The organism is Geobacter sulfurreducens PCA (assembly GCF_000007985.2).
Taxonomy (GTDB): domain Bacteria; phylum Desulfobacterota; class Desulfuromonadia; order Geobacterales; family Geobacteraceae; genus Geobacter; species Geobacter sulfurreducens.
Window position 1 is genome coordinate 3,142,354 of the sequence record NC_002939.5, and the last position, 23,775, is coordinate 3,166,128.

21 protein-coding genes and 5 tRNA genes are annotated in these 23,775 nt (G+C 63.2%); all 26 read right to left on the bottom strand.

Annotation, left to right across the window (positions count from 1 at the left end; translation table 11 throughout):
* Positions 1–74: 74 nt before the first annotated feature.
* The 26 genes from rplL to GS_RS14510 all read right to left on the bottom strand — a co-directional run bounded on the left by rplL (position 75) and on the right by GS_RS14510 (position 23,765).
* Entirely contained in the window at positions 75–458 is a 384-nt protein-coding gene (rplL, locus tag GS_RS14385; RefSeq protein WP_010943494.1) for a 50S ribosomal protein L7/L12, read from the bottom strand.
* A gap of 47 nt (positions 459–505) precedes the next feature.
* Positions 506–1,030 carry a 50S ribosomal protein L10 gene (gene rplJ, locus GS_RS14390; RefSeq protein ID WP_010943495.1) on the bottom strand — a complete coding sequence of 175 codons (525 nt, stop codon included), beginning with the start codon at positions 1,028–1,030 and terminating at the stop codon, positions 506–508.
* A gap of 179 nt (positions 1,031–1,209) precedes the next feature.
* Entirely contained in the window at positions 1,210–1,914 is a 705-nt protein-coding gene (rplA, locus tag GS_RS14395) for a 50S ribosomal protein L1 (protein ID WP_010943496.1), read from the bottom strand.
* A 17-nt stretch (positions 1,915–1,931) separates the two neighbouring features.
* Positions 1,932–2,357 carry a 50S ribosomal protein L11 gene (gene rplK, locus GS_RS14400; protein ID WP_010943497.1) on the bottom strand — a complete coding sequence of 142 codons (426 nt, stop codon included), beginning with the start codon at positions 2,355–2,357 and terminating at the stop codon, positions 1,932–1,934.
* A gap of 61 nt (positions 2,358–2,418) precedes the next feature.
* Complete coding sequence (nusG, locus tag GS_RS14405) at positions 2,419–2,946, bottom strand: transcription termination/antitermination protein NusG (RefSeq protein ID WP_010943498.1); 528 nt, start codon at positions 2,944–2,946, stop codon at positions 2,419–2,421.
* A 15-nt stretch (positions 2,947–2,961) separates the two neighbouring features.
* Positions 2,962–3,147 carry a preprotein translocase subunit SecE gene (gene secE / locus GS_RS14410; RefSeq protein ID WP_010943499.1) on the bottom strand — a complete coding sequence of 62 codons (186 nt, stop codon included), beginning with the start codon at positions 3,145–3,147 and terminating at the stop codon, positions 2,962–2,964.
* A 26-nt stretch (positions 3,148–3,173) separates the two neighbouring features.
* Positions 3,174–3,250, bottom strand: a tRNA-Trp gene (locus GS_RS14415).
* A gap of 49 nt (positions 3,251–3,299) precedes the next feature.
* Positions 3,300–3,449 carry a 50S ribosomal protein L33 gene (gene rpmG, locus GS_RS14420; RefSeq protein ID WP_010943500.1) on the bottom strand — a complete coding sequence of 50 codons (150 nt, stop codon included), beginning with the start codon at positions 3,447–3,449 and terminating at the stop codon, positions 3,300–3,302.
* A gap of 53 nt (positions 3,450–3,502) precedes the next feature.
* On the bottom strand, positions 3,503–4,693 hold the full coding sequence (gene tuf, locus GS_RS14425) for an elongation factor Tu (protein WP_010943488.1): 1,191 nt from the start codon (positions 4,691–4,693) through the stop codon (positions 3,503–3,505).
* Between the two features lie 54 nt (positions 4,694–4,747).
* Positions 4,748–4,823: transfer RNA gene (locus GS_RS14430), tRNA-Thr, on the bottom strand.
* Positions 4,824–4,835: 12 nt separating this feature from the next.
* Positions 4,836–4,912: transfer RNA gene (locus GS_RS14435), tRNA-Gly, on the bottom strand.
* 110 nt (positions 4,913–5,022) lie between these two features.
* Positions 5,023–5,108: transfer RNA gene (locus GS_RS14440), tRNA-Tyr, on the bottom strand.
* Between the two features lie 27 nt (positions 5,109–5,135).
* Positions 5,136–5,211 (bottom strand) — tRNA-Thr (locus GS_RS14445).
* 155 nt (positions 5,212–5,366) lie between these two features.
* On the bottom strand, positions 5,367–6,179 hold the full coding sequence (locus GS_RS14450) for an electron transfer flavoprotein subunit beta/FixA family protein (RefSeq protein WP_010943501.1): 813 nt from the start codon (positions 6,177–6,179) through the stop codon (positions 5,367–5,369).
* A gap of 69 nt (positions 6,180–6,248) precedes the next feature.
* Entirely contained in the window at positions 6,249–8,066 is a 1,818-nt protein-coding gene (locus GS_RS14455; protein WP_010943502.1) for a YgiQ family radical SAM protein, read from the bottom strand.
* A gap of 15 nt (positions 8,067–8,081) precedes the next feature.
* A complete protein-coding gene (gene argC, locus GS_RS14460; protein ID WP_010943503.1) occupies positions 8,082–9,122 on the bottom strand; it encodes an N-acetyl-gamma-glutamyl-phosphate reductase in 1,041 nt (346 codons plus the stop codon).
* A gap of 110 nt (positions 9,123–9,232) precedes the next feature.
* Complete coding sequence (rpsI, locus tag GS_RS14465; RefSeq protein ID WP_010943504.1) at positions 9,233–9,625, bottom strand: 30S ribosomal protein S9; 393 nt, start codon at positions 9,623–9,625, stop codon at positions 9,233–9,235.
* Between the two features lie 33 nt (positions 9,626–9,658).
* Positions 9,659–10,090, bottom strand: coding sequence for a 50S ribosomal protein L13 (rplM, locus tag GS_RS14470; protein WP_010943505.1), 432 nt, complete (start codon positions 10,088–10,090; stop codon positions 9,659–9,661).
* Between the two features lie 104 nt (positions 10,091–10,194).
* On the bottom strand, positions 10,195–10,929 hold the full coding sequence (gene truA / locus GS_RS14475; RefSeq protein WP_010943506.1) for a tRNA pseudouridine(38-40) synthase TruA: 735 nt from the start codon (positions 10,927–10,929) through the stop codon (positions 10,195–10,197).
* A gap of 69 nt (positions 10,930–10,998) precedes the next feature.
* Complete coding sequence (asd, locus tag GS_RS14480; protein WP_010943507.1) at positions 10,999–12,102, bottom strand: aspartate-semialdehyde dehydrogenase; 1,104 nt, start codon at positions 12,100–12,102, stop codon at positions 10,999–11,001.
* A gap of 41 nt (positions 12,103–12,143) precedes the next feature.
* On the bottom strand, positions 12,144–13,232 hold the full coding sequence (leuB, locus tag GS_RS14485; protein WP_010943508.1) for a 3-isopropylmalate dehydrogenase: 1,089 nt from the start codon (positions 13,230–13,232) through the stop codon (positions 12,144–12,146).
* A 106-nt stretch (positions 13,233–13,338) separates the two neighbouring features.
* Positions 13,339–14,172, bottom strand: a complete 834-nt coding sequence (locus GS_RS14490; RefSeq protein WP_010943509.1) for a cytochrome c biogenesis protein — start codon at positions 14,170–14,172, stop codon at positions 13,339–13,341.
* Positions 14,172–15,479, bottom strand: coding sequence for a cytochrome c biogenesis protein ResB (locus tag GS_RS14495; RefSeq protein WP_010943510.1), 1,308 nt, complete (start codon positions 15,477–15,479; stop codon positions 14,172–14,174). Before GS_RS14495 ends, GS_RS14490 begins: the two co-directional genes overlap by 1 nt.
* Positions 15,480–15,616: 137 nt before the next feature.
* Positions 15,617–17,749, bottom strand: a complete 2,133-nt coding sequence (locus tag GS_RS14500) for a CxxxxCH/CxxCH domain c-type cytochrome (RefSeq protein WP_010943511.1) — start codon at positions 17,747–17,749, stop codon at positions 15,617–15,619.
* 115 nt (positions 17,750–17,864) lie between these two features.
* Positions 17,865–20,546: a CxxxxCH/CxxCH domain c-type cytochrome gene (locus tag GS_RS14505; protein WP_235044906.1), complete on the bottom strand. Its 2,682-nt coding sequence runs from the start codon at positions 20,544–20,546 to the stop codon at positions 17,865–17,867.
* A gap of 102 nt (positions 20,547–20,648) precedes the next feature.
* The gene (locus GS_RS14510) at positions 20,649–23,765 is read right to left on the bottom strand and encodes a cytochrome c3 family protein (protein ID WP_235044907.1); all 3,117 of its coding nucleotides are present in this window, start codon (positions 23,763–23,765) and stop codon (positions 20,649–20,651) included.
* Positions 23,766–23,775 lie beyond the last annotated feature (10 nt).

Sequence of the window (23,775 nt, forward strand, 5' to 3'; positions counted from 1 at the left end):
TTCAGAACTAAAATAGAAGAGCCAAGGCCGCGCGTGGCGACCTTGGCTGCATGCTGAAGCAGTGGGCTGATGCCTTACTTGATCTCGACTTCAGCGCCGGACTCGACAAGCTGCTTCTTGGCCTCTTCAGCCTCTTCCTTGGACACGCCGTTCTTGACCGGCTTCGGAGCGCCGTCAACGAGGTCTTTGGCTTCCTTGAGGCCAAGACCGGTAAGGGCGCGAACGACCTTGATGACGCCGATTTTGTTGGCGCCGGCGCTCTTGAGGATAACGTCGAACTCAGTCTTCTCTTCAGCGGCCTCGGCAGCGGCTGCCGGAGCAGCAGCGGCAGCAACAGCCACCGGAGCGGCGGCGGAGACGCCGAACTTGTCCTCGAGCTCCTTCACGAGCTCGGCAAGTTCGAGAACAGTCATATTTTCAATGAAGCTGATGACATCGGCCTTGGTGATTTCTGCCATTTTCCTATTCCTCCGTTATGTGTTCTTACCGTTGATGGTTGAAAAAATCAGTTGCCTTCCTTCTGGACCTTGATCGCGTTGAGCGCACGGACGAAGCTACCCGGTACGGCAGCCAGAACGCCAACAAAGTTCGCCACCGGAGCGTTGATCGTTCCGAGCAGTTTGGCGATGAGAACCTCACGGCTCGGAAGGTCTGCCAAGGACTGGATATCGGCAACACTGATAGCCTTGCCGGTCAATACGCCGGCTTTGAGCTTGAAGGTGTTCGGCTGGGTCTTTGCAAACTTCGACAGCACCTTGGCAGCGGAGACCGGATCGTCATAGCTCAGGGCGATGGCGGTCGGCCCTGCAAAATGCTGGGAGAGCGACTCTTTGTCGGTGTCGCGGGAAGCAAGCTCCAGCAGCGTATTCTTGACAACCTTGTACTCGACGGCCGCCGAGCGCAGCTCATTTCTCAGTGTCGTGGCCTGCTCGACATTCATGCCGCGGAAATCGGCGAGAAACACCGCCTTGGCCCGCTGGAGCTTGTCGTGCAGTTCCGCCACTTGTTGTTGCTTGGTTTCCTTATTCAAGCGCCTTCCTCCTTTCTGTCTGGTATGAGGGCCTGAGCCCCAGCCAAAGTCAGAAAGTGCGGGAATAACTGATTCCTACGACTAACCACAAGTCTCGGCAGGCCCTGTGTGTGCTTAGGCCCGGACATGAGCATCCGGACACCTGCTGTCTTTGACTTTGGCTTTATATGGATTGACGTCTAGACAAGCTTTGCCTGGACATCAGAAATGTCGAGGTTGAGGCCTGGGCCCATGGTCGAAGAGATGCTGATCTTCTTGACATAGGTACCCTTGGCCGCAGAGGGCTTGGCCTTGAGGAGCGCCTCCACGAGAGCAAGCAGGTTTTCCTTGAGCTTATCGGCGTCGAAGGAGACTTTACCCACAGGGGCGTGAACGATACCGGCCTTTTCGACTCGGAACTCGACCTTACCGGCCTTCGACTCCTTCACGGCGCGCCCCACATCGAAGGTGACCGTGCCGACCTTGGGGTTGGGCATGAGACCGCGGGGACCGAGCAGCTTACCGATCTTGCCGACAACGCCCATCATGTCGGGGGTGGCGATGGCGGTATCGAACTCGAACCAGCCTTCCTGGATCTTGGTGACAAGATCCTCGGCTCCAACGTAATCGGCGCCGGCCTCGCGGGCCTCCTTCTCCTTTTCGCCCTTGGCGAAAACGAGGACGCGAACGTCCTTGCCGAGACCGTTGGGCAGAACAACGGCGCCCCGGACCATCTGATCGGCGTGGCGGGGGTCAACCCCCAGCCGCACGGCAACCTCGACGGTCTCGTCGAACTTGGCATAGGCTGCGGACTTAACGCTCTCTATACCTTCCACGAGGGGATACGTCCGGCTCCGGTCAATCTTGGCCAGGGCCTCCCTGTGCTTTTTCGCAGTATTCGGCATCGCTTTCCACCCTTTCTCTAGTTGACTATTTCAACGCCCATGCTGCGGGCGGTACCTTCAACCGTCCTCATGGCCGCCTCAAGAGAGGCCGCATTCATGTCGGGCAGCTTTTTGGTGGCGATTTCCCTGACCTGTTCGCGGGTAAGCTTGCCCACCTTGTTCTTATTGGGAACACTGGAACCGCTCTCAATGCCGACGGCTTTCTTGATGAGCACCGACATGGGCGGAACCTTCGTGATGAAGGTGAACGAGCGGTCGGCATATACAGTTATGACGACGGGGATGATGGTCCCTTCGTCAGCCTGGGTCTTGGCATTGAATGCCTTGCAGAACTCCATGATATTGACGCCGTGCTGACCCAGTGCAGGACCGATCGGGGGGGACGGGTTCGCCTTGGCTGCCGGGATTTGCAGCTTGATGTAACCGGTAATCTTCTTGGCCATTGCTTACTCCTTGTTTCTCGTACGAGACGTTTTCCGTATCTGGTCAGCAGGAGTCGGCGTCCTACTGCTTTTCTACCTGCATGAATTCAAGCTCCACGGGAGTTGCGCGTCCGAAGATGCTCACCATGACCCGCAGCTTCCCTTTGTCGGGCTTGACGTCCTCCACTACGCCGGCAAAGTTGAGGAACGGGCCATCCACGACCCTGACGGTTTCGCCCACCTCGAACTCAACCTTCGGACGGGGTTTTTCAGCCCCCTCCTCCATGCGCCGCGTGATCTTCGCGACCTCTTCGTCGGGAATCGCGAAGGGATTGTTCCCCCCCACAAAACCGGTGACCTTCGAGGTTTCCTTGACCACATGCCACGTCTCGTCGTTTAGTTCCATGTTGACGAGAATGTAACCCGGGAAAAACTTGCGCGACGACGTCTTCTTCTCGCCCTTCTTCAACTCGACAACGGTCTCGGAGGGAATGAGTATTTCGCCGAAAAACTCTTCGAGCCCCAGATTCTTGACCCGCTCCTGAAGAGAAAGACGCACTTTATTTTCAAATCCGGAGTACGTATGTACCCCGTACCACTTCTTCGACATAGTTGATTGAGTCCTTTACCCCAGGATGATGCGCATCAGCTTGGCGAGCACAACATCGCAGACGCCGAGATAGACGGAGATGAGCAGGACGATCGCGACAACGACCCAGGTGGTTGAGACGGTTTCTTTGCGGGTAGGCCAAGTTACCTTGTCAAGCTCGGCTTTGACTTCCGTGAGAAATTCTTTTGTTTTGGCGATCACGCGTGGACCCCACAATGCTTGTAAAATGGCAGGCCAGGAGGGATTCGAACCCCCAACATCCGGTTTTGGAGACCGGCGCTCTAGCCGTTAGAGCTACTGGCCTGCGTTCAGGGGGGGCCGCGAAACACTCGCAGCCCCGAACCGACAGGCTGCTACTTGGTTTCCTTGTGCACGGTATGGGTACGGCAGAAGCGGCAGTATTTCTTGAACTCCAGCTTCTGAGGCGTGTTCTTCTTGTTTTTGGTGGTCGTGTAGTTCCTCTGCTTGCACTCGGTGCAGCCGAGGGTGATGATATCTCTCATTGCTTATCCCTTCACACATAAACCGGGGCGGATAATATCCGCCCCGGCCCGAACTATTCGATAATGGAGCTGACGACGCCGGCGCCCACGGTACGGCCACCTTCGCGAATCGCGAACCGAAGACCTTCATCCATCGCGATCGGCGTGATCAGGTTGATCGTCACCGCCACGTTGTCGCCAGGCATTACCATCTCAGTCCCGGCAGGAAGGTCTACTACGCCAGTCACGTCCGTCGTACGGAAGTAGAACTGCGGACGGTACCCGTTGAAGAACGGCGTGTGACGGCCACCTTCTTCCTTCGTCAGGATGTACGCCTCGGCCTTGAACTTGGTGTGCGGAGTGATGCTCCCCGGCTTCGCAAGCACCTGGCCACGCTCGATGTCTTCACGCTTCACCCCCCGCAGAAGGGCACCGATGTTGTCACCGGCGCGGCCTTCGTCCAGAAGCTTGCGGAACATCTCGACTCCGGTCACCGTGGTCTTGGCAGTGGCCTTGATCCCGACGATCTCGACCTCCTCACCCACCTTGACAATTCCGCGCTCCACACGCCCCGTGGCTACGGTACCGCGACCGGAGATCGAGAATACGTCCTCCACAGGCATCAGGAACGGCTTGTCTACGGCCCGCTCGGGCTCGGGAATATAGTTGTCAACGGCTTCCATCAGCTTCAGGATGGCTTCTTCGCCCAGCTCGTCCTTGTCGCCATTGAGCCCCTTGAGCGCGCTCCCCTTGATGATCGGGATGTCGTCACCCGGGAAGTCGTAGGAGGAGAGCAGCTCGCGAATCTCGAGCTCTACCAGCTCGAGCAGCTCTTCGTCGTCTACCATGTCGGCCTTGTTCAGGAACACGACAATGTAGGGCACGCCAACCTGACGGGCAAGCAGGATGTGCTCGCGGGTCTGCGGCATGGGGCCATCGGCGGCGGATACGACGAGGATCGCGCCGTCCATCTGCGCCGCACCGGTGATCATGTTCTTTACATAGTCGGCGTGACCCGGGCAGTCCACGTGGGCGTAGTGACGCTTCTCGGTCTCGTACTCCACATGGGACGTGGCGATGGTGATACCGCGCTCGCGCTCTTCCGGAGCGTTGTCAATCTGGTCAAAACCACGGAACTCTGCCTGGCCGCGCTCTGCCAATACCTTGGTTATGGCCGCCGTCAGCGTGGTCTTGCCATGGTCTACGTGGCCGATCGTTCCTATGTTGACGTGCGGTTTCGTCCTCTCGAATTTTGCCTTTGCCATGCAGGATTCCTCCGAGCTGTTCAATTTTGAGAATTAGCTTCTCGTTGAAATAAGTGGAGCCCACAACCGGACTCGAACCGGTGACCTCTTCCTTACCAAGGAAGTGCTCTACCTCCTGAGCTATGTGGGCGCATGTGAAATTTGGAGCGGGAAACGGGACTCGAACCCGCGACCCTCAGCTTGGAAGGCTGATGCTCTAGCCAACTGAGCTACTCCCGCCAAATCGTCATCGAAGCGTCTTGAAGTCTCCGCACGACGTCGCCCCCAGTACGGGCAACCTAAGGTCTCCTGGGTATACGGCCGACCATGCGGGACTTCTGCAGATTGTATGGTGGAGGGAGGAGGATTCGAACCTCCGAAGTCGTTCGACGACAGATTTACAGTCTGTTCCCTTTGGCCGCTCGGGAATCCCTCCAGACGAAGAAGACAGCCTTGTTGCTTATGGAGCTGGCGACAGGACTTGAACCCGCAACCTGCTGATTACAAGTCAGCTGCTCTACCAGTTGAGCTACGCCAGCGCGAAAAACTCTTATGCACGCTTTCACGCGCAGAGTCAAGTTTTTTTCGCAAAAACAAGAATCAGATTTGTAATCCACTATCGCGCACGTGTCAAGCGAAAATTTATCTCTCCTCGACCGGGGTCTCGATGGATTCCGCTCAAGCGCTCCGAGAACTAGAACGGCAGCAAATCCTTGGCGCGAAGCGTATCGACAAGAAGACATGCCGTCCCGGCAGGGTCCTTCTCGCCGTCACCGAGGATCTGTCCCTTTGCGCGCTCGGGTGAAAAGATCCTGCTGACCCAGGTTGGTGAGCCCTTGAGTCCAATGGAGGCAGAATCAAGCCGCAACACCTCGTTGTTCCAGACCTCCACCGCGCAGGAAGCCGCCATGAGCCGGGCAGGAACTGCGGGGTAGCGTGGCCGGTTGATCTCCCGCACCACCGTCAACATGGCAGGGATCGGTCCCTTAACCAGTTCGTACCGCCCCTCCAGCTTGCGGCGCACCTGGATCGTGCGGGCATCCATGTCGATGCCCTCGATGCGGTCCACCAGCGTAAGCTGGGTCATACCCAGACGGGTGGCGATGCCGGGCCCCACCTGCGCCGTATCGCCATCAATGGTCTGCTTCCCGCAAAGGACCAGCGCCACTTCGTCCTCTTCGGCAAGTTTGCGGATTGCGGCGGAGAGGACATTGCTCGTGGCGAGGGTGTCCGCCCCGCCGAAGGCGCGATCGGACAGCAGAATCGCCCGGTCAACGCCAAGCGCCACTGCCTTGCGGATGGTTGCTTCGGCATTGGGCGGCCCCATGGAGATAGCGGCCACCCGAACGCCATAACGATCCTTGAGCCGCAGGCTTTCCTCCAGGGCGTGAGTATCGTAAGGATTGACGATAAATGGGATCCCCTCCCGCACCAGGGTATTGGTAACGGGATCGATCTGCACCTGAGTCGTGTCGGGTACCTGCTTCACACAACAGATAACGAGCATGGCGGCACTCCTGGGTTCGCGGGGCGGCAATTCGATCTGCTTCAATTAAAAAACATCTCACCACCCCGGTCAAGTCCTTCCCGGCCGGAATCCGCTTCCGGACCGCCCCCCTCCTCCACCGGCCGCCCCCCCCAGAAGCTCACGAGCTACCGACTCCCTGCCACAAGCCCGCAAGGCATCGAGCACGTTACGCCGCTCGGTCGGCAGATGCCAGAGCAACAGGGCTTTCTGCAACCTCTTCTCCCGATCCCCCCGCGGCACGTGAACAGGCGCCCCGGCAAAAGGATCGAGCCCCGTGTGGTACATGCAGGTGGAAAGGGTTCCGGGGGTGGGAGTGAAATCCTGCACCTGCTCAACCCTCAGCCCCGCCCGTTTCAGGAACAGAGCGAGCTCGACCATATCATCCAGGGTGCAACCGGGATGACCTGACATGAGATAGGGTATGATGTACTGCTTTTTTCCGAGCCGGGCGGATTCGCGGCGGAAGCGTTCCAAGAAGCGGTCGAAGGACTCCTTGCCGGGCTTTCGCATGAGGTCGGTGACCCGCGCAACCATGTGCTCGGGGGCAACCTTGAGCAATCCGCCCACGTGGTGGGCGACCAGCTCCCGGAAGTAGGCGGGTTGCCGCTCCATCAGATCGTAACGGATGCCCGAAGAAACCGCCACATTCCGCACCCCCCGGACACCCCGCACCGCCCGCAGCAGAGCGGCTCCCCGCTCCCCGCCCACCGCCAGGTATCGACAGGGCGAGGGATAGAGACAGCTTTCCCGGCGGCACGCGTGACCGCCCCGGGTGTTGCCGCAGTGCACGCCGTACATGTTCGCGGTGGGCCCGCCCACGTCACTCACGCTCCCGCGGAACCAGGCCATGGCGGCCATCCGCTCCACCTCGGCGAGCACCGAGCGTTCGCTGCGGGACTGGATGACCTTGCCCTGGTGGTGGGTAATGGCGCAGAAGGAGCACCCGCCGAAGCAACCACGGTGAGTAGTGACCGAGGCCCGGATCTGTTCGTAGGCGGGAATCGGCTCACCATGGGAGGGATGAGGCGCCCGCTGAAACGGGAGCGCATAGACCGAGTCCAGTTCCGCTTCTTCCAGAGGATAGGCCGGAGGATTGCACAGGAGGGTCCGGTCGCCGTGCCGCTGCACCAGGGGGTGCGCACAGTGCGGATTCTGCTCGCGGGAAAGGAGGCGAAACGCCTCGGCGTAACGGTGACGGTCGGCGGCCACCTCTTCGAAGGGGGGAAGTTCCACAACTCCGGCAGGAGGCGCGGCACCACGGCCGAGAACGACCGCCGTCCCCCTGATGTCGGCAATGGCCTGGAACGGTTCGCCGGTGCGCACCCGGCGGGCCAGCTCCAGGATGGGGCGCTCGCCCATGCCATGGACGAGCAGGTCGGCCTTGGCGTCCAGCAGCAGCGAGCGGCGGACCTTGTCCTCCCAGTAGTCGTAGTGGGCAAAGCGCCGCAGGCTCGCTTCGATGCCGCCGATCACCACCGGCACGTCACGGTAGGCCTCTTTCAGCCGGGAGGTATAGACGATGGTGGCGCGATTGGGCCGGGCGCCGTGACGGTTGCCGGGGGTGTAGGCATCGTCGTGCCGGAGCTTCCTGGCGGGCGTGTAGTGGGCCACCATGGAATCCATGGCACCGGAGGAAACGGCAAAGAAGAGCCGGGGGCGCCCCAGCGCCATGAACGGCTCGCAGGAGCGCCAGTCCGGCTGGGGAATGATCCCGACGCGGAAACCGTGGAACTCGAGCCAGCGCGCCAGGAGCGGCACGCCAAAGGCGGGATGGTCCACGTAGGCGTCGCCGGTGACGAAGACGATGTCCAGCTCGTCCCAGCCGCGCTTCAGGGCTTCGCCGCGGGTGACAGGGAGAAACGACATGGCCGGAAGGCGCCGTCAGGGGACGAGCGCCAGCCCCTCCAGGCCGAGCCCTTCGGGCAGCCCGCACATGATGTTCATATTCTGCACCGCCTGCCCCGAGGCGCCCTTGACCAGGTTGTCGATGGCTGAAACCACGATGACCCTGCCGGTACGCTGATCCACGACCACTCCAATGTCACAGAAGTTAGAGCCGCGCACATGGGCGGTGGACGGCACACCGCCGGCGGGAAGGACCCGCACGAAGGGCTCGCCCCCGTAGAACTCGGCATAGAGCCCGGCTAGCTCGGCGGTAGTGGCGGGAGTGAGCAGCCTGCCGTAGATGGTGGAGAGAATCCCGCGATCCATGGGAGCAAGGTGGGGGGTAAAGGTGATAGTGATCCGCTCATCAGCCAGCAACGACAGCTCCTGCTCCATCTCGGGGGTATGGCGATGGACGCCGCCGACGCCGTAGGCCTTGAACCCCTCGTTGACCTCGCAGTAGAGATTGTCCACCTTGGCCCCACGCCCTGCCCCCGAAACACCGGAGGCCGAATCGGAGATGATGCCCGCCGTTTCGATAAGCTTATGCTTCAGGAGCGGTTGCAGCCCGAGAATCACGCTTGTGGGATAACAGCCGGGATTGGCCACGAGCTTGGCACCCTTGACGGCAGCCCGGCGCACTTCAGGCAGGCCGTAGACCGCCTTGGGCAGGAGGTGCGGATTCATGTGGGGCTCGTACCATTGCTCGTATGTGGCGGCATCGTTGAAGCGATAGTCGGCCGACAGGTCGATCACCCGCTTGCCGAGCTTCAGGAAGGTAGGAACCACTTCCATGGCCGCCTTGTGGGGCAGTGCCGTGAAGATGATGTCCGCTTTCTCCGCCACCCGGATCGGTTCGAGGTTTTCCAGCACCTGGGCGTAGCGCCCCCGCAGGGACGGAAACAGGTCGGACACGGGCTTGCCGGCGCTCTGCTCCGACGTGATGCAGGTGACCGCCACCTCCGGGTGACAATGGAGGATGCGCAGAAGTTCGACACCGGTATATCCGCTTGCTCCGACAACGGCTACTTTCAGCATGGCACGCTCCCCTTCCTGGAGAAATGAACGATGAACCGGAAACCTGAATACGCAAAAGGGGAAAACCCGCAGGTTTTCCCCTCTGTCCATCCGAAAACGGCGTAAGCCGATTAACGCTTGGAGAACTGGCAGCTTCTGCGAGCGGCCCGCTTGCCGTACTTTTTCCGCTCCTTGATGCGGGAGTCGCGGGTGATGAAGCCGGCCTTCTTCAGGGTGCCACGCAGGGCAACATCCACTTCCAGCAGGGCCTTGGTTATGCCGTGCTTGATGGCGCCGGCCTGACCGGAGTCACCGCCGCCCCTGACATTGACATAGATGTCGAAGGCGCCGACCTTCTCAACGAGCTCCAGGGGCTGCTTGACGATCATCTTGGAGGTCTCGCGACCGAAGTACTCGTCGATCGGCTTGTTGTTGATGACGATGGCGCCCGTGCCCGGCTTGAGCCAGACCCTTGCGACCGACGACTTGCGCTTACCCGTACCGTAGTAGCTGATTCCTGCCATTCGTAATCTCCTGATGGTTCGTTCGTAATCCGATTAAATGTCGAGGGTCTTGGGCTGCTGGGCCTCGTGCGGATGCTCGGGGCCGGCATAGACCTTGAGTTTCTTGAGCATGTGGCGGGCAAGCTTGTTCTTGGGGAGCATCCCCTTGACCGCCTTGCGGATCAGGTCCTCGGGCTTCTTCTCGATGAGCTTGCCGGCAGTGATGGACTTGATGCCGCCGGGGAAGCCGGTGTGATGATAGTACATCTTATCTGCCAGCTTGTTGCCGGTAAGCTGAAGCTTCGCGGCGTTGACAACGACGACGAAGTCGCCCGTATCGACGCTAGGCGTGTAGATCGGCTTTTTCTTGCCGCGCAGGATGTTGGCGATCTCGGTGGCCATGCGACCAAGCACCTTGTTATCGGCATCAACCAGGTACCAATCCCTGGTCACTTCTTCTTTCTTTGCAACCTTCGTCGTTTTCATCGAACCCTCACAGCATGGATGGAATGAATGTGTAAACCGAGCTTTTCTCAGCGAAGGACGGATGGTACTATGGGCTCAACACGCTGTCAAGCAAAAACTTTTCCTCAGAAACGGACCTTTTGGAGACAGAGTCCCTGGGGAGGAGCGGTGGGACCGGCCGGAACGACGCCCGGGCAGACAACCATCTGCGCCACGTGCTCCGGCGTCAGCTTCCCCCGCCCCACCTCCACCAGCGTGCCCACCATGATCCGGACCATGTTGCGCAGAAAGCCCGAGCCATGGACATCCACCGTAAGCATCTCCCCGTCGTCACTGATCTCCACGGCATCCACCCGGCGAATGGTGGTCCGTGCGGCACAGCCGGCAGTGCGGAAGGAGGCGAAATCCCGCTCACCTGTCAGGTGACGGGCCGCTTCGCGCATGGCGGCGAGGTTGAGCGCCCCCCGCACGTGCCATGACTGGAGGCGGACCAAGGGGGAGCGGCGCTCTCCCCGATGGATGGTGTACCGATAATGCTTGCCGGTGGCCGCAAACCGCGGGTTGAAGCCCGGCAGGGCCTCATCGGCGCTTCGCACGGCGATGTCCGGCGGAAGCAGGGCATTGAGACCATCCGAAAACGCGCGCAGGGGAATCGACCGGTCCGTGTCAAAGGCAGCCACCATCCCCCGGGCATGGACCCCGGCATCGGTGCGTCCCGATGCACGCAACCGCACGGGCTCCTTGAGCAGGCGCGCCAAGGCGCCCTCCACCACCTCCTGAATGGAAAGACCGTTGGGCTGCAGCTGCCAGCCGGCATAGTTGGTGCCGTCATATTCGAGTATGAGTTTGATGGTCCGCATGGAAACGTGAAGACGCCCCGCTGGCGGGGCGTCCTGGTACTGCGTGACGGTACGTTCGCGGCTGAGCCGCTACTTTTCCACCAGGATGCGGAGCATCCGGCGCAGGGGCTCTGCGGCACCCCAGAGGAGCTGGTCGCCGCAGGTGAAGGCCTGCACGAACTGGGGCCCCATCTTCATCTTACGCACGCGGCCCACGGGAACCGTGAGGAGCCCGGAAACCGCTGCCGGCGTGAGCTGGGCAAGGGTATCGGCCTTGGTGTTGGGGACCAGCTTTGCCCACGCATTGTCGTTGGCGATGATCTGCTCGATGTCGGCCAGCGGCAGGTCCTTGTTCAGCTTGATGGTGATCGCCTGACTGTGGCAGCGCATGGCGCCGACGCGGACGCAGATGCCATCGACCGGGATCGGGGTGGAGGTACCGAGGATCTTGTTGGTCTCGGCAAACCCTTTCCACTCTTCGCGGCTCTGGCCGTCCTCAACCTCGCGGTCGATCCAGGGGAGCACGTTGCCGGCCAACGGGAAGCCGCCGAATTCCTTCATCGGCATGGACCCGTCGCGCAGGGTAGCGGTCACCTTCTTGTCGATCTCCAGGATCGCCGACCCCGGATTCTTCAGCTCCTCGGCAACTACTCCCTGTAGCACACCCATCTGGGAGAGGAGCTCGCGCATATTGGGAGCGCCGGCGCCGGAAGCGGCCTGATAGGTCATGGACGACATCCACTCCACCAGACCGGCGCGGAACAGACCGCCCAGTCCCATGAGCATGAGGCTGACGGTGCAGTTGCCGCCGATGAAGTCCTTCTGCCCCTTGGCCAGGGCCGCGTCGATGACGTTGCGGTTGATCGGGTCGAGGATGATGACCGCATCGGGCTCCATCCGGAGGGTTGAGGCCGCATCGATCCAGTAACCCTGCCATCCCTGCTTGCGGAGTTCAGGATGAACCGCCTTGGTGTAGTCGCCCCCCTGGCAGGTGATGATGATGTCGAGCTTCTTCAGCTCTGCGATGTCATCGGCGCTCTTGAGCGTTCCCGCGTTCATGGGGGCGGGCTGGCCCGCCTGGGAGGTGGAGAAGAAGACCGGCTCGATGCCGATGCCAAAATCACCTTCCTCCACCATCCGCTGGAGGAGGACCGAACCGACCATACCGCGCCAACCGACGATTCCGACTTTCATAGGCAGAACTCCTTTTTCGGGAATGAATTTTGGTTGAGCCGTTACAGGGCTGCGATGATCGCGTCGCCCATCTCCTTGGTGTTGACGAGTTTCTCGCCGTCTTTCTGCTGGTAGATGTCGCGGGTCCGGAAGCCCTGGTCAAGCACCGTTGCCACCGCGTTGTCGATGGCGTCGGCCGCGTCGACCATGCCGAAGGAGAACTTGAGCATCATCCCCATGGAGAGGATCTGGGCGATGGGGTTGGCGATCCCCTGGCCAGCTATGTCAGGGGCGCTGCCGCCGGAGGGCTCGTACATGCCGAAGGTCCCCTCGGCCAGGGACGCGGAAGGCAGCATCCCGAGGGAGCCGGTCAGCATGGCCGCCTCGTCCGAGAGGATGTCGCCGAACATGTTCTCGCACAGGATCACGTCGAACTGCTTGGGCCAGCGGACCAGTTGCATGGCGGCGTTGTCCACGTACATGTGGGAGAGTTCCACGTCCGGGTATTCCTTGGCAATGCCGGTGACCACCTCGCGCCAGAGAACCGACGAGGAGAGGACGTTGGCCTTGTCGATGGAGCAGACCTTCTTGCCCCGCTTGCGGGCAGCCTGGAAGGCCACATGGGTTATCCGCTCGATCTCGGGCACGCTGTAGCGCATGGTGTCGAAGCCGACCCGGTCGCGCCCTTCGCCTTCGATCCCCTTGGGCTGGGCAAAGTAGATGCCGCCGGTGAGCTCCCGGATGACCAGCACGTTGAAGCCCCCGGCTATTACCTCTTCCTTGAGGGAGGAGGCGCCGGTGAGGGACGGGAAAATGATGGCCGGCCGCAGGTTGGCGTAGAGACCGAAGATCTTCCGCAGCGGCAGGAGCGCGCCCCGCTCGGGCTGCTCGTCCGGAGGGAGCGACTCCCACTTGGGTCCGCCCACGGAGCCGAAGAGGATGGCGTCGGCAGCCTTGCAGATGTTCACGGTGGTTTCGGGGAGAGCTTTCCCCTCGATATCAATGCCGGCGCCACCCACGTTGGCGTGGGTCCGCTCGAACTTCACGTCGTATTTTGCCTCCACGGCATCCAGCACCCGGAGCGCCTCGGCCATCACCTCGGGACCGATGCCGTCGCCGGGAAGAACCGCCACCTTGAACACCTGAGCCATCCGAACCCCCTTCTTGCAGTAAAAATTCCAAAAGTTCTCAATTCTATTGGTGAATACAAATGGTTGTCAACAAAAATCCGGAAATCCGAAAAGGGGCCCGACACCGCTACCGGAAGTATTCCATGTGGATCGAGGTATCCATGTGCGACGTGTAGAAGAGCGCCACCAGGGAGAAAATGAAACAGACCACGTAAAACAAGGCGGCCCGCTCGCCGCTCCAGCGGAAGAAGCGGCGGAGGTGGAGGTGGATGCCGAAGAGGATCCAGGTAATGAGGGACCAGTTTTCCACCGGGTCCCACCCCCAGAACCGTCCCCACGATTTGTAGGCCCAGATGCTGCCGGCCAGCATGGCGATGGCCCAGATGATGAAGCCGAAGCCGGCGAAGCGGTAGGCGTGGAGATCCAGGCTCTCCAGGTCCGGGAGCCGCTGGAGCCAGGCAAAGGGGGTACGCTTTTTAAGGACAAGAAAGATGGAGCAGGCCAGTGCGATGAGGATGGTGCCGAGGGCGATCTTGTAGAAGGCAATGTGGATCACGAGCCAGATGCCGCTGAAGGTGGGGGGAAGCGTGCGGATCTGGACATCGAAGAAAAGACCCAGGGCGATCATCAGGAAGACGGACGGGAAGACCACGATACTGGCCGGACGGACCCGTGGATAGAGGCGCTGGAAGCACATGAAAACCGTGAGGGCGATCCAGGCGTCGGAGGAGAGGACCTCATTGCGGGAGAGGTAGGGACCGTGCCCCGTCACCCACCACCAATAGGCGATGACAACGCTATGGATCATCCACCCGACGGAGATCAGGCGATAGCTCCACCGCTCGGCCGGCTCGCTCCTGAAGAGCAGGCCGTAGACATTGACGACGGTGGCGATAACGTAGATGACGACGGCGGCCCAGTGGGCCCCCACGTAGGCGGCGAATGAAGGTGTCGGTGTCATCAGAACTGCCCCTTTCCTTCCAGTTCCCTGAGCAGGGCCTCGCCTTCATCCCGGTAGAAATCGCCGAACCGGGTCGTCCGCCAGGCAACGCGCCAGCCGGGTGCTCTCGGGGTGGCCGCCAGTTCACGGGGCGGGGTGCAGAAGGTCAGGGCCGCCCCCAGGATAATGAGAAAGAACCCCAGGAACACGCCGGACATGCCGGTGAGTTTCACGAAGATGATGGTGGTCCAGCGCTGCACGCCGGCAAGTCGCACCCGGTACTCGCCGAGGGTGCCGGTGGCCCCCGGCGTAAGGGAGACCCGCCCCGTTTCCCGCTCGTCGTCCATCATCCGAAGGACAAGAAGGGGACGCTCGCTGTCGATTCTCTTACTCTCCGCATCCACATAGTATTTTGCCTGGAGCTTGAGGGGGTTCCAGGGGAAGCGGAAATCGTTGTAACCGGCCTCCGCCAGGCTCTCCGGATGATTGATGGGGAGACGGAAGATCTCGCTGCGGCCGGCTGGATCGGTGAACTCTACGCTGAAGGCGTCCCCCGCGTCGGTGGACTGATACACCACGATTCCCCGCCGATTCACCATGGCGTTCACTTCCACGGTCGCACGATGTTCGGGCGCGCCGGGAGGAAGAAAGCTCAGATCCGATGCGATCTGCCTCACCTTGTTATTGGGACGGAAGGTGAGGCGCACCCGATCGAGGCGGACCGGCTCCGGCAGCTCGAGCCTTCCGGCCAGGAGCCCCCTCTCCTCAACGCTCCAGGGATCGGTCGGGTAGAACACCTCCCCCTCGAACATGGCGAGGGAACCTCGCTGCTGAGTGAGGGCGATGAGGAGCGAGGCGGCGATGACCGCCACCATGCCGCCGTGGAGAAAGGCATTGCCCCAGTGTCCCCAGGGGTGCTTGACGAAGCGGAGCGTCTCGCCCGACGCGACGGGCAGATAGCCACGGCGCCTGAGCCGGGCCGTCAGTTCTTCCCGCCCGAATTGAACCGTTCTCCCCTCATCAACGGGAGGCGCCGGGGCAAAGGTCTTCCGCCAGGCGGACCGGCACTGCTCCGCGGTGGAGAGGGTCAGGGAAACGAGGGCAAGCAGGAGGATGCCCGCGAACCACGGGGTGGTGAAGACATGATGAAGCCCCAGGACCCCGGCCAGGGGGACCAGAGACGGATATGCCCGATGCCAGGTCACCATCTGATCGGGAGTGGCGAGGAATGCCTGGGGCACCAGGGACGCCGCCACGACGGCCGCCAACAGGAGCGCAATCAGGGTGATGACTGTTGTCCGTGAAAGAAAGAATCGCCTGATATCCATGAAGATCGGGGTGATCCGGGATGATTGATGAGTGCCGTCGCTTCAGCTTACCGCCGTTGGCCGTCCGTCGCAAGGCGGTTTCGCGGGGAGGACTGCCTGACTCGGTCCTCCCCGCGAAACCACGCTCCAACGCATTGTCAGTACCAGGTCTTCGAACCGTGGTTGTAGCTGCAGACCGTCCCGCAGGTGCGGGTGGTGGGGTTCCAGGTGGACAGCGTCACGTTGACCTTGGTGGCCCGGGTAGAGACGGTCGACGGCGTGTGGTTGCCCGGCCCGTGGGTGCCGTCGGTACGTCCGGTGCCGTAGGTTCCGTGACAGGTGCTGCAGGCCACCCGGTGGTCCGACTTGCCGTGCTGGCCGGCGATGTTCGGGAACGTGGAGCCGGTTGGGCGCCCCAGATTGACGCCGGTAGCGCCGGCGGTGCCGTGGCAGGAAGAGCAGTCGGCAACGCCGTAGGGGCTCTTCACCACATGGCACGAACGGCAGTCTGGCGCCGTATAGTTGGGAGACGTCCCGGCCGGATAGGGGGCAGTTGCGCTGGCATTGGCGTGGCAGCCCGAACACTGGGCCGTGGTGGGGGCCGGCGACTTGTGGGTGTAGTAAGGAACCGCGTGGCCGCCCGAAGCCTCCACAACTCCGTTGATATGCTTCGATGCGTCGGTGAAGCCGGTGCCCGAGGCGTTCACGTGGGGGTGACAGCCGGTGCAGTCGGTGGCCACCTTGCCTGTATGAACGGAAGTTGCCGGCGGGAAGCCGTGGCAAGTGCCGCAACCGGTGAGAGTCGCTCCCCATACGGGGCTCTTTGTGGTGCCGCCCGTGAGGGTTGCGCCGTGGCAGTAAACAGTGGCGCAGGTCTTGGTTCCGGCTGTCCAGGTGGCCGTGGCCCCCACCCGAGCATTGGTGGTGTCCAGGTTCACATCAATGGCTCCATTGGTGTGGAGCGTCGATCCGGCCTTGATGGCGGTGCCCGTGGTCGTGGTGTTCGCGTGGCAGAGGGCACAGTCGGCGGCCGCGGCCACGTGCTTGGCGTGGCTGTTGGCCAGGGCCGTACCGGAGCCGCCGCTGGCGTAGTCGGGGGTACCGAGTGGGTTCAAGGTCCCGTGGCAGCCGTTGCACCCCATGGCCGCACCGGTCCAAGCGGGGGTTGGCGGCTGGGGAGCCGTGGCCTTGCCCGAGGAGTGACAGGTAGTGGCGGAACAGGTTTTGGCGGTGGCATTCCAGGTGCCGCCCCCCACAAAGGCGACCGTTTTGACGCCGTCAACGTGGGCAGCCACACCGGTAACCGCACGGTCATTGCCGGCGCTGACCGGTCCGTTGTGGCAGCGGGCGCATTCGATGGTGGTTCCGAGGACCGCTGCGGCGTTCACGTGCTGGGCGTGGAGCCCGGTGATGATGGGAGCGGCCGAAGCGGCGTTGCCCCCGTGGCAGCCGGTACAGTCGGCAGCAAGCGTCCCGCCCCAGGTGGCGGTGGCCCTGGCTGCGCCGCCGTTGCCGTCGCTGTGGCAGTACATGGCCGTGCAGGTGCCGTTGCGGTTGGCGGCGGTGGTCTGGCTCGGCAGGTAATTGGGATAGTTCAGGTTGGCGGTCTTAGAGTAGGTTCCCGCCGTATTGGGTGCCGCGGTAAAACGGAGGATCAACCCGCGGTTGCCGGCGCTGGAGGCATGGGCAAAGGGCTTGGCCGCCGCCGCATGGTCCGGGTGACATTTCACGCAGGAACCGGTGCCGGTACCGTAGTAGTCACCATGCTTCCTGCCGGAGCCTGCCGTGGCCGCAGGATGGCTCCCATCGGCAGGGGGAAGCCCATGGCAGATGGAACAACCGGCGGGCACGGTGAGGGGACCGCTGCTCCAGACAGGGGTGGTCTTCTCGAAATGGCAGTTGACGTTGGAGCAGGTCCCCATGACCGGGTTGGAGGTCTGGTTGAAGAAGACCCCCTTGCCGTAGGTTGCTGCCAGAGGCGATGCATTGATGTTCGACGCCATCTCGATGGTGCCGTTCATGTGGTCCATGGCGTAGGACCCGCTGCCGGTGTGGCAGACGGCGCAGGCTCCCGCCGGGGCTGTTGCGGGCTGATGGGTCTGATGGCTCCCCTTGAACCCGCCGGTAGTGATGTTGCGATAGGCCGCGTCTATGGGAGGCATGCCGTGGCAGTCGCTGCAGGTGGAGGCCGCAGCCGCCGTGTCCGCCAGGCCGACGGCAAGCATCAGGGCCAGTGCCCCGACAAACGCGCTGCCCACCCCTTTCCTGTCGCTCGTTGTATCGATCGCCATCGTCTTTCCCTTTCCGGCAGAACGGAACTGAAACGGACATTCCCTCAAGTGTAGCAGAACATTGTCCGGATGCCGGGCCGGGGGAAATGTTCCCTCCGGCCGGTGGCGAAGTTTTCTACCTGGAGGTGCTCCACTTCCTGGACGGCTTGAAGTGGCAGTTCACGTTGAAGCAGCTGCCGGTGGCGTTGGCACCGCCGTCAAGAAGCTTGCCGTCGTACTGCTGGGGTCCGAGCGGCAGACTATGGTTGAACTTGAGCCGGTCGCGGACATCCACGGTGATCTTGCTCGGGATTACCGGCAGGGCCATCTGGTGGGTGGCCGGGTTGAGCGCGCCGTTGCCGTGACACATGGTGCAGTTGGCCCAACCCTCCGCCGGGACTGCGGTTTTGGGAACGTGTTTGGCCACTACGTGAGCGCCGCCCCCCCCCGCATAGTCTTCAGGCTTGCCGGCCGCGTAGTTGCCCGTGCCGGTGACGAACCCGGCCGGGACCGGCGGGTAGCCGTGGCACGAGTCGCAGGCGGTGGCCGGCGCGAAGGCGTAGGCGCCACCCTTGTGACCGTGGCAGGAGAGGCAGTTTTTGGTCGGGTGTCCGTCCATTGCCTGACCGGAGCGGAAGTGGCCGGTGGCGGTGTGGCACACCTGGCAGAGTCCGTCATAGGGAGCCACGGTCTTCACGAATCCGCTGGACAGGTTGGTGAAGGTGATGGTCTTGCCTCCGATGGAGGTGCGGACCATGGCCAGGTTCGTGGTGCCGTGGGGATCGTGGCACGATTTGCAGAGGCTCGTGGCCGCGCCCCCGGCGACGGTCACATGGGAAAGCACGTTCTGCTCGTTGGGGGTCGGCACCTTGGCCGGGTCATTATGGCACGAGGCGCACTGGGTGTTGTCGTTGGGGAGCGCGAGCCGCACGGCATCGCCCAGGACACCGGAAATATGGGCGCCATTGGCGTCGTGGCAGCTCTCGCAGGCACGACTGGCGTTGTAGGTGACGGCCGCCTGACCGTGGCCCCTGGTAGCGTAGTTGGCCTTGTAGGGGGCGGCCACGCCGTTGGCGAGAACCGACGGAGTCGCCGCATGGCACGAGGTGCAGGCGATGCGGGTGGTGCTGGTCCAGGCGGGGAGCGCACCGGGGTGGCATTTGACGCAGGCGCTGCCCGCGGCGTTCAGGACCTGGACAGTGCCGTCGGCGTGCTTCGCGTCGGGCTGGGTGGCGCTGTAGTCGTGGCAGCTCTGGCAGGCGGCCGTGGCCGTCCCCAGGTAGTTCCCGGGACCATAGGCGCGGGAGAGGTGGGTCGGGTGATTGAGGGTGGCGATGGGTGCAGCGCTCGTTACGCCGCCACCGTGGCAGCCCGTACAATCGGCCGGCAGGGTTCCGCCCCAGACCGGATTGGCGGTGCCGTGGCACGAAATATTGGAGCAGGTCTTGGTGGACGCGGCCCAGGTGGCGGTGGCGCCGGCCTGGGTATTGAAGTTCACGTTGATAACGCCGTTGGTATGAATCGTCGAGCCGGCTTTGATGGCAGTTCCGGTGGTGGAGGTATTGGCGTGGCAGACGCCGCAGTCGGCGGCGATGACCACGTGCTTGCGGTGGCTGTTGGCCAGGGGGAGGCCGGCGCCCGCGTTGGCGTAGTTGGGCTCGCCGGCGATGCTCGTGAAGGTGCCGCCGACGATACCGTGGCAGCCGTTGCACCCCATGGCCGCACCGGTCCAAGCGGGGGTTGGCGGCTGGGGAGCCGTGGCCTTGCCCGAGGAGTGACAGGTAGTGGCGGAACAGGTTTTGGCGGTGGCATTCCAGGTGCCGCCCCCCACAAAGGCGACCGTTTTGACGCCGTCAACGTGGGCAGCCACACCGGTAACCGCACGGTCATTGCCGGCGCTGACCGGTCCGTTGTGGCAGCGGGCGCATTCGATGGTGGTTCCGAGGACCGCTGCGGCGTCCACGTGCTGGGCGTGGAGCCCGGTGATGATGGGAGCGGCCGAAGCGGCGTTGCCCCCGTGGCAGCCGGTACAGTCGGCAGCAAGCGTCCCGCCCCAGGTGGCGGTGGCCCTGGCTGCGCCGCCGTTGCCGTCGCTGTGGCAGTACATGGCGGAGCATGAACCGTCCCGCGCGGGATTGCGGCTCGGAAGGTAGTTGGGATAGGTAAGATTGGCCGTCTTGGAGTAGGTACCGCCGTTGTTGGGGGCCGCGGTGAAGCGGAGCGACAGGGGGCGCTTGCCGGCGCTCGTGGCATGGGCAAAGGGCTTGGCCTCCACCGTGTGATCCGGGTGGCACTTGACGCAGGAACCGGTGCCGGTGCCGTAGTAGTCGCCGTGCTTCTTGCCGGCGGCCAGAAGCGACGGGTGGCTGCCGGTGGCAGGGGCCGAGCCGTGGCAGACGCCGCAGTCCGTGGGGGAGACGAGCTTGGCTCCCGCCCAGGTGGGGGTGGTCTTCTCGAAATGGCAGTTGACGTTGGAGCAGGTCCCCATGACCGGATTGGAGGTCTGGTTGAAGAAGACCCCCTTGCTGTAAGTCGCCGCCAGGGGAGATGCATTGATGTTGGAGGAGAGCTCCACCTTCTCGTTCATGTGGTCCGTGGCGAAGGTGGCGCTGCCGGCGTGGCAGACGGCACAGTCGGTGGCCGTGGCCGGCTGGTGGGTCTGGTGACTCCCCTTGAACCCGCCGGTGGTGATGTTGCGGTAGGCCGCATCGATGGGGGGCATGCCGTGGCAGTCAGTACAGGTGGAGGCGGCCCGGGCATGGCCGCCGAGAACGAGCGCCAGTGCCAGCGCCGCTACCGTCGAAACGATCCTTCTCACTGCAGTACTCCTTCCATTCACGTCCATTGCGTCATCTCCGTGGCTCGGTCGGCTCGCTTTCGACCGGCCAGACTGCCGGACAACCCTGCGGCGCCAGGCCTGTTATTTCGTCGTGCTCCACTTCTTTGAGGGCTTGAAGTGGCACCGGACATTGAAGCAGCTGCCGGTGGCGTTGGCGCCGCTGTCCAGAAGCTTGCCCGAGTACTGCTGACCCCCCAGCGGCAGGGCATGGTTGAACTTGTACCGGTCGCTCGGGTCGATGGTTACCTTGCTTGGCGTAACCGGCAGGACCATGGTGTGGGTAGCCGGAGAAAGGGAACCGTTGCCGTGGCACGGGGTGCAGTTGGCCCAGCCCTCCACCGGCGAAGCCGTCTTCGGCACGTGCCTGGCCACCACGTGGGCGCCACCGCCCCCGGCGTAGTCTTCGGGCTTGCCGGCCGCGTAGTTGCCCGCGCCGGTAACAAACCCGGCCGGCACTGGCGGGTAGCCGTGGCACGAGTCGCAGGCACCGCCTCCCACCGGTTGGAAGGCGTAGCTCCCCTGATGGGAGTGGCAGGAGAGACAATTCTTGGTGGGATGCCCATCCAGGGCCTGGCCGGCACGGAAGTGGCCGGTGGCGGTGTGGCAGACCTGACAAAGGCCGTCATAGGGGGACACTGTCTTCACAAACCCGCTGGACAGGTTGCTGAAGCTGATGGCCTTGCCACCGATGACCGTCCTGATCATGGCCAGGTTGGTGGTGCCGTGAACGTCGTGGCAGCTCGAACAGAGGCTCGTTGCCGCCCCGCCCTTGGCAGTCACGTGCGTGGCAAGGTTACGCTTGGCCGCGGTCGGAACCTTGGCCGCATCGCCATGGCAGGAGGCACAAAGGGTATTGTTGTTGGGAAGGGTGAGCCGTGTTGCATCCCCCGAAACGCCGGAGATGTGGGGCGCATCGGGGTTATGGCAGCTTTCGCAGGCGCGGCTGGCGGCATAGGTGGCGGCGGGCTGTCCATGGCCGCTCACCGCGTAGCGGGCCTTGTAAGGAGCAGCCACGCCATTGATGATCGAGGGGACGGCGGCGTGACAGCTGGTGCAGGCGAACCGCGTCGCGACCGTCCAGGAAGCGCCCTGGGGATGGCAGCCGGTACAGGCAGAAGCCAGGAGATCGACAGAGCCGTTCACGTGCTTGGCCGTTGTGTAGTCATGGCACTTCTGGCAGGCGGTGAGCGAGGTACCGAGCTTGACCCCGTAAGCAGCCGAGAAGTGGGTGGTGTGAAGGCCCGTGGCAATGGTCTGGCTGCTGGTCGCCGCGATGGCGGGCGACGTGGCGTGGCAGGAGCCGCAGGTGCCCGTGGCGGGATTGGTCCAGACCGGCGTCGTGACCGGCGCCCCGGCGCTCCCCGAGGTGCCGCTGGAATGGCACCGGCTGGCGGAGCAGGATGCGGTGGCCGCGTTCCAGGAAGTGCCGGCGGCCAGCGGGTTCGTCGCGCTGAAGGAAACCGTTTTCACGCCGTCGGCGTGTCGGCTCCGGTCGGATATGGTGACGTTGTCGCTCACGGTTGCCGCATGACAGAGGGCACAGCCGTACCCTTTGGCCAGGTGTGCGGCGTGGGCGTTGGTGGCGGGCTGTGCCGCGTGGCACGATGCGCAGCCGGTGATGGTACCAGAACCGTTGGTCCAGGCCGGCACCGGTTTCAGGGCCAGGACCGGCGTGAGCGCGCTGTTGCGCGGGGCGCCGTCACTGTGACAGTAGATGGCGGAACAGGTGCGCGAAGCTGAGTTGTAAGCCGGTGCGGCGCCGGCCATGGCCGCCACGAGACCTGCCGTATTCCTGAAAACATCCTGGAACGTGCCGGTGTTGTGGCTGTTCCCCTGGTGGCACTGGGCACAGCCGTAACCGTAGTCGGACCCACCTCCCGCGTGGCGCCGGTGGGGGGTGGCCGCCTCGCTGACGCCGGTGACCGCATAGCCGGCCGCGGCGCCGTCAGGACCGCCCGTGGCTGAGCTCCGGGGAGGATTGCCGTGACAAGAGGTGCAGCTGGCGCCGGCAGCGGAGAAGGCACCGGTACCATTCCCGTGAGAGTGGCAGGCCGCGCAGTCGGCCGCAGTGCCCGTGGCGAGTGCGTGCTCCGCCGGATAGCTGCCGCCGGTGGGGACAGGGTGGCATGCCTGGCAGATGCCGGTGCCGGCCGGATTCTTGTAGATACGGCGGGCTGCCGCGGTGTACTGGAGGAACACCATCCTGCCGCGCACGGCTCCGAACGAGGACGAGGCGTTGATGTAGCGGTTCACCAGGAAGACGTTGGGCACGGTGCCGTCCGCCAGGTCCACGTGGCCGCCGTGACAGTCGGCGCACTGGATGTTCTGCCCCTTGGCCCCGTGGTTCGGCAGCCGGTGGCAGTTGGTGCAGATGTTGACCGACGCGGCAGTGGCGCCCCTCAGGTCGGTCCGCAGGAGAAACCCGGCCGACGGGGTCAGCGTGCCGTGCCCCGAATGGTTGTCGAAGGTGGCGCTGTTGGAGTCGGCGTAGTGGACCCCGTGGCAGGTGGAGCAGAGGACCGCGCCGTTCGCGAGCTTCATGGCGGCCGTGGGGTTGGCCGGATTGGCATTGACCGGCGCCGGATGGAACCCGGCGGGGTCTTTTGCCGCTGCGGCCCCGTAGTTCACGTTCACCGGGTGGGTCCCCCGCGTGTGGTCCGACGTATTGCGTACCCGGTGGCAGTCCAGGCAAAGTTGATCCTGATCGTTGGCCCCCCGCAGGTAGGGGGGATAGGTGTTGTTGTGGGGATCGTGGCAGCGGGTGCAGGAGAGCGCGCCAGTCGTCGCGCCGGCCGTGAGCCCCGCCGAGAGCGGCGGCAGGGCGCCGGCGGGAAGCACCGTGTCGGAACCGGTCCAGGCATGGGAATTCTGGTAGATGATGCCGCGGCGGGCTCCCGTGTACGTGCCGAAGGGGTTGGCCATGTCGTTCATGGTGAGGGGGCGGTTCCCACCCAAGGGTACGCCGGGCCGGTGGCAGGAAAGACAGATGTTGTTGTAGCCGGTGCTCCCCAGGGAGAGATGGGAGGAGTGGCAGGTGGAACAGGTAAAGCCGCTGACCGCGCCGTGGGGAGGATCAATGGCCCGGGCAGCCGCGACCAGAACCAGTGTCGCGGCCAGCGCCACGACACCGGCCTGCATCAGTTTCTCAACGAACGACTGCCGCCGGGGGCGAAGGTTGCCAAGATCACACCTGTTCATAGCGATCCCC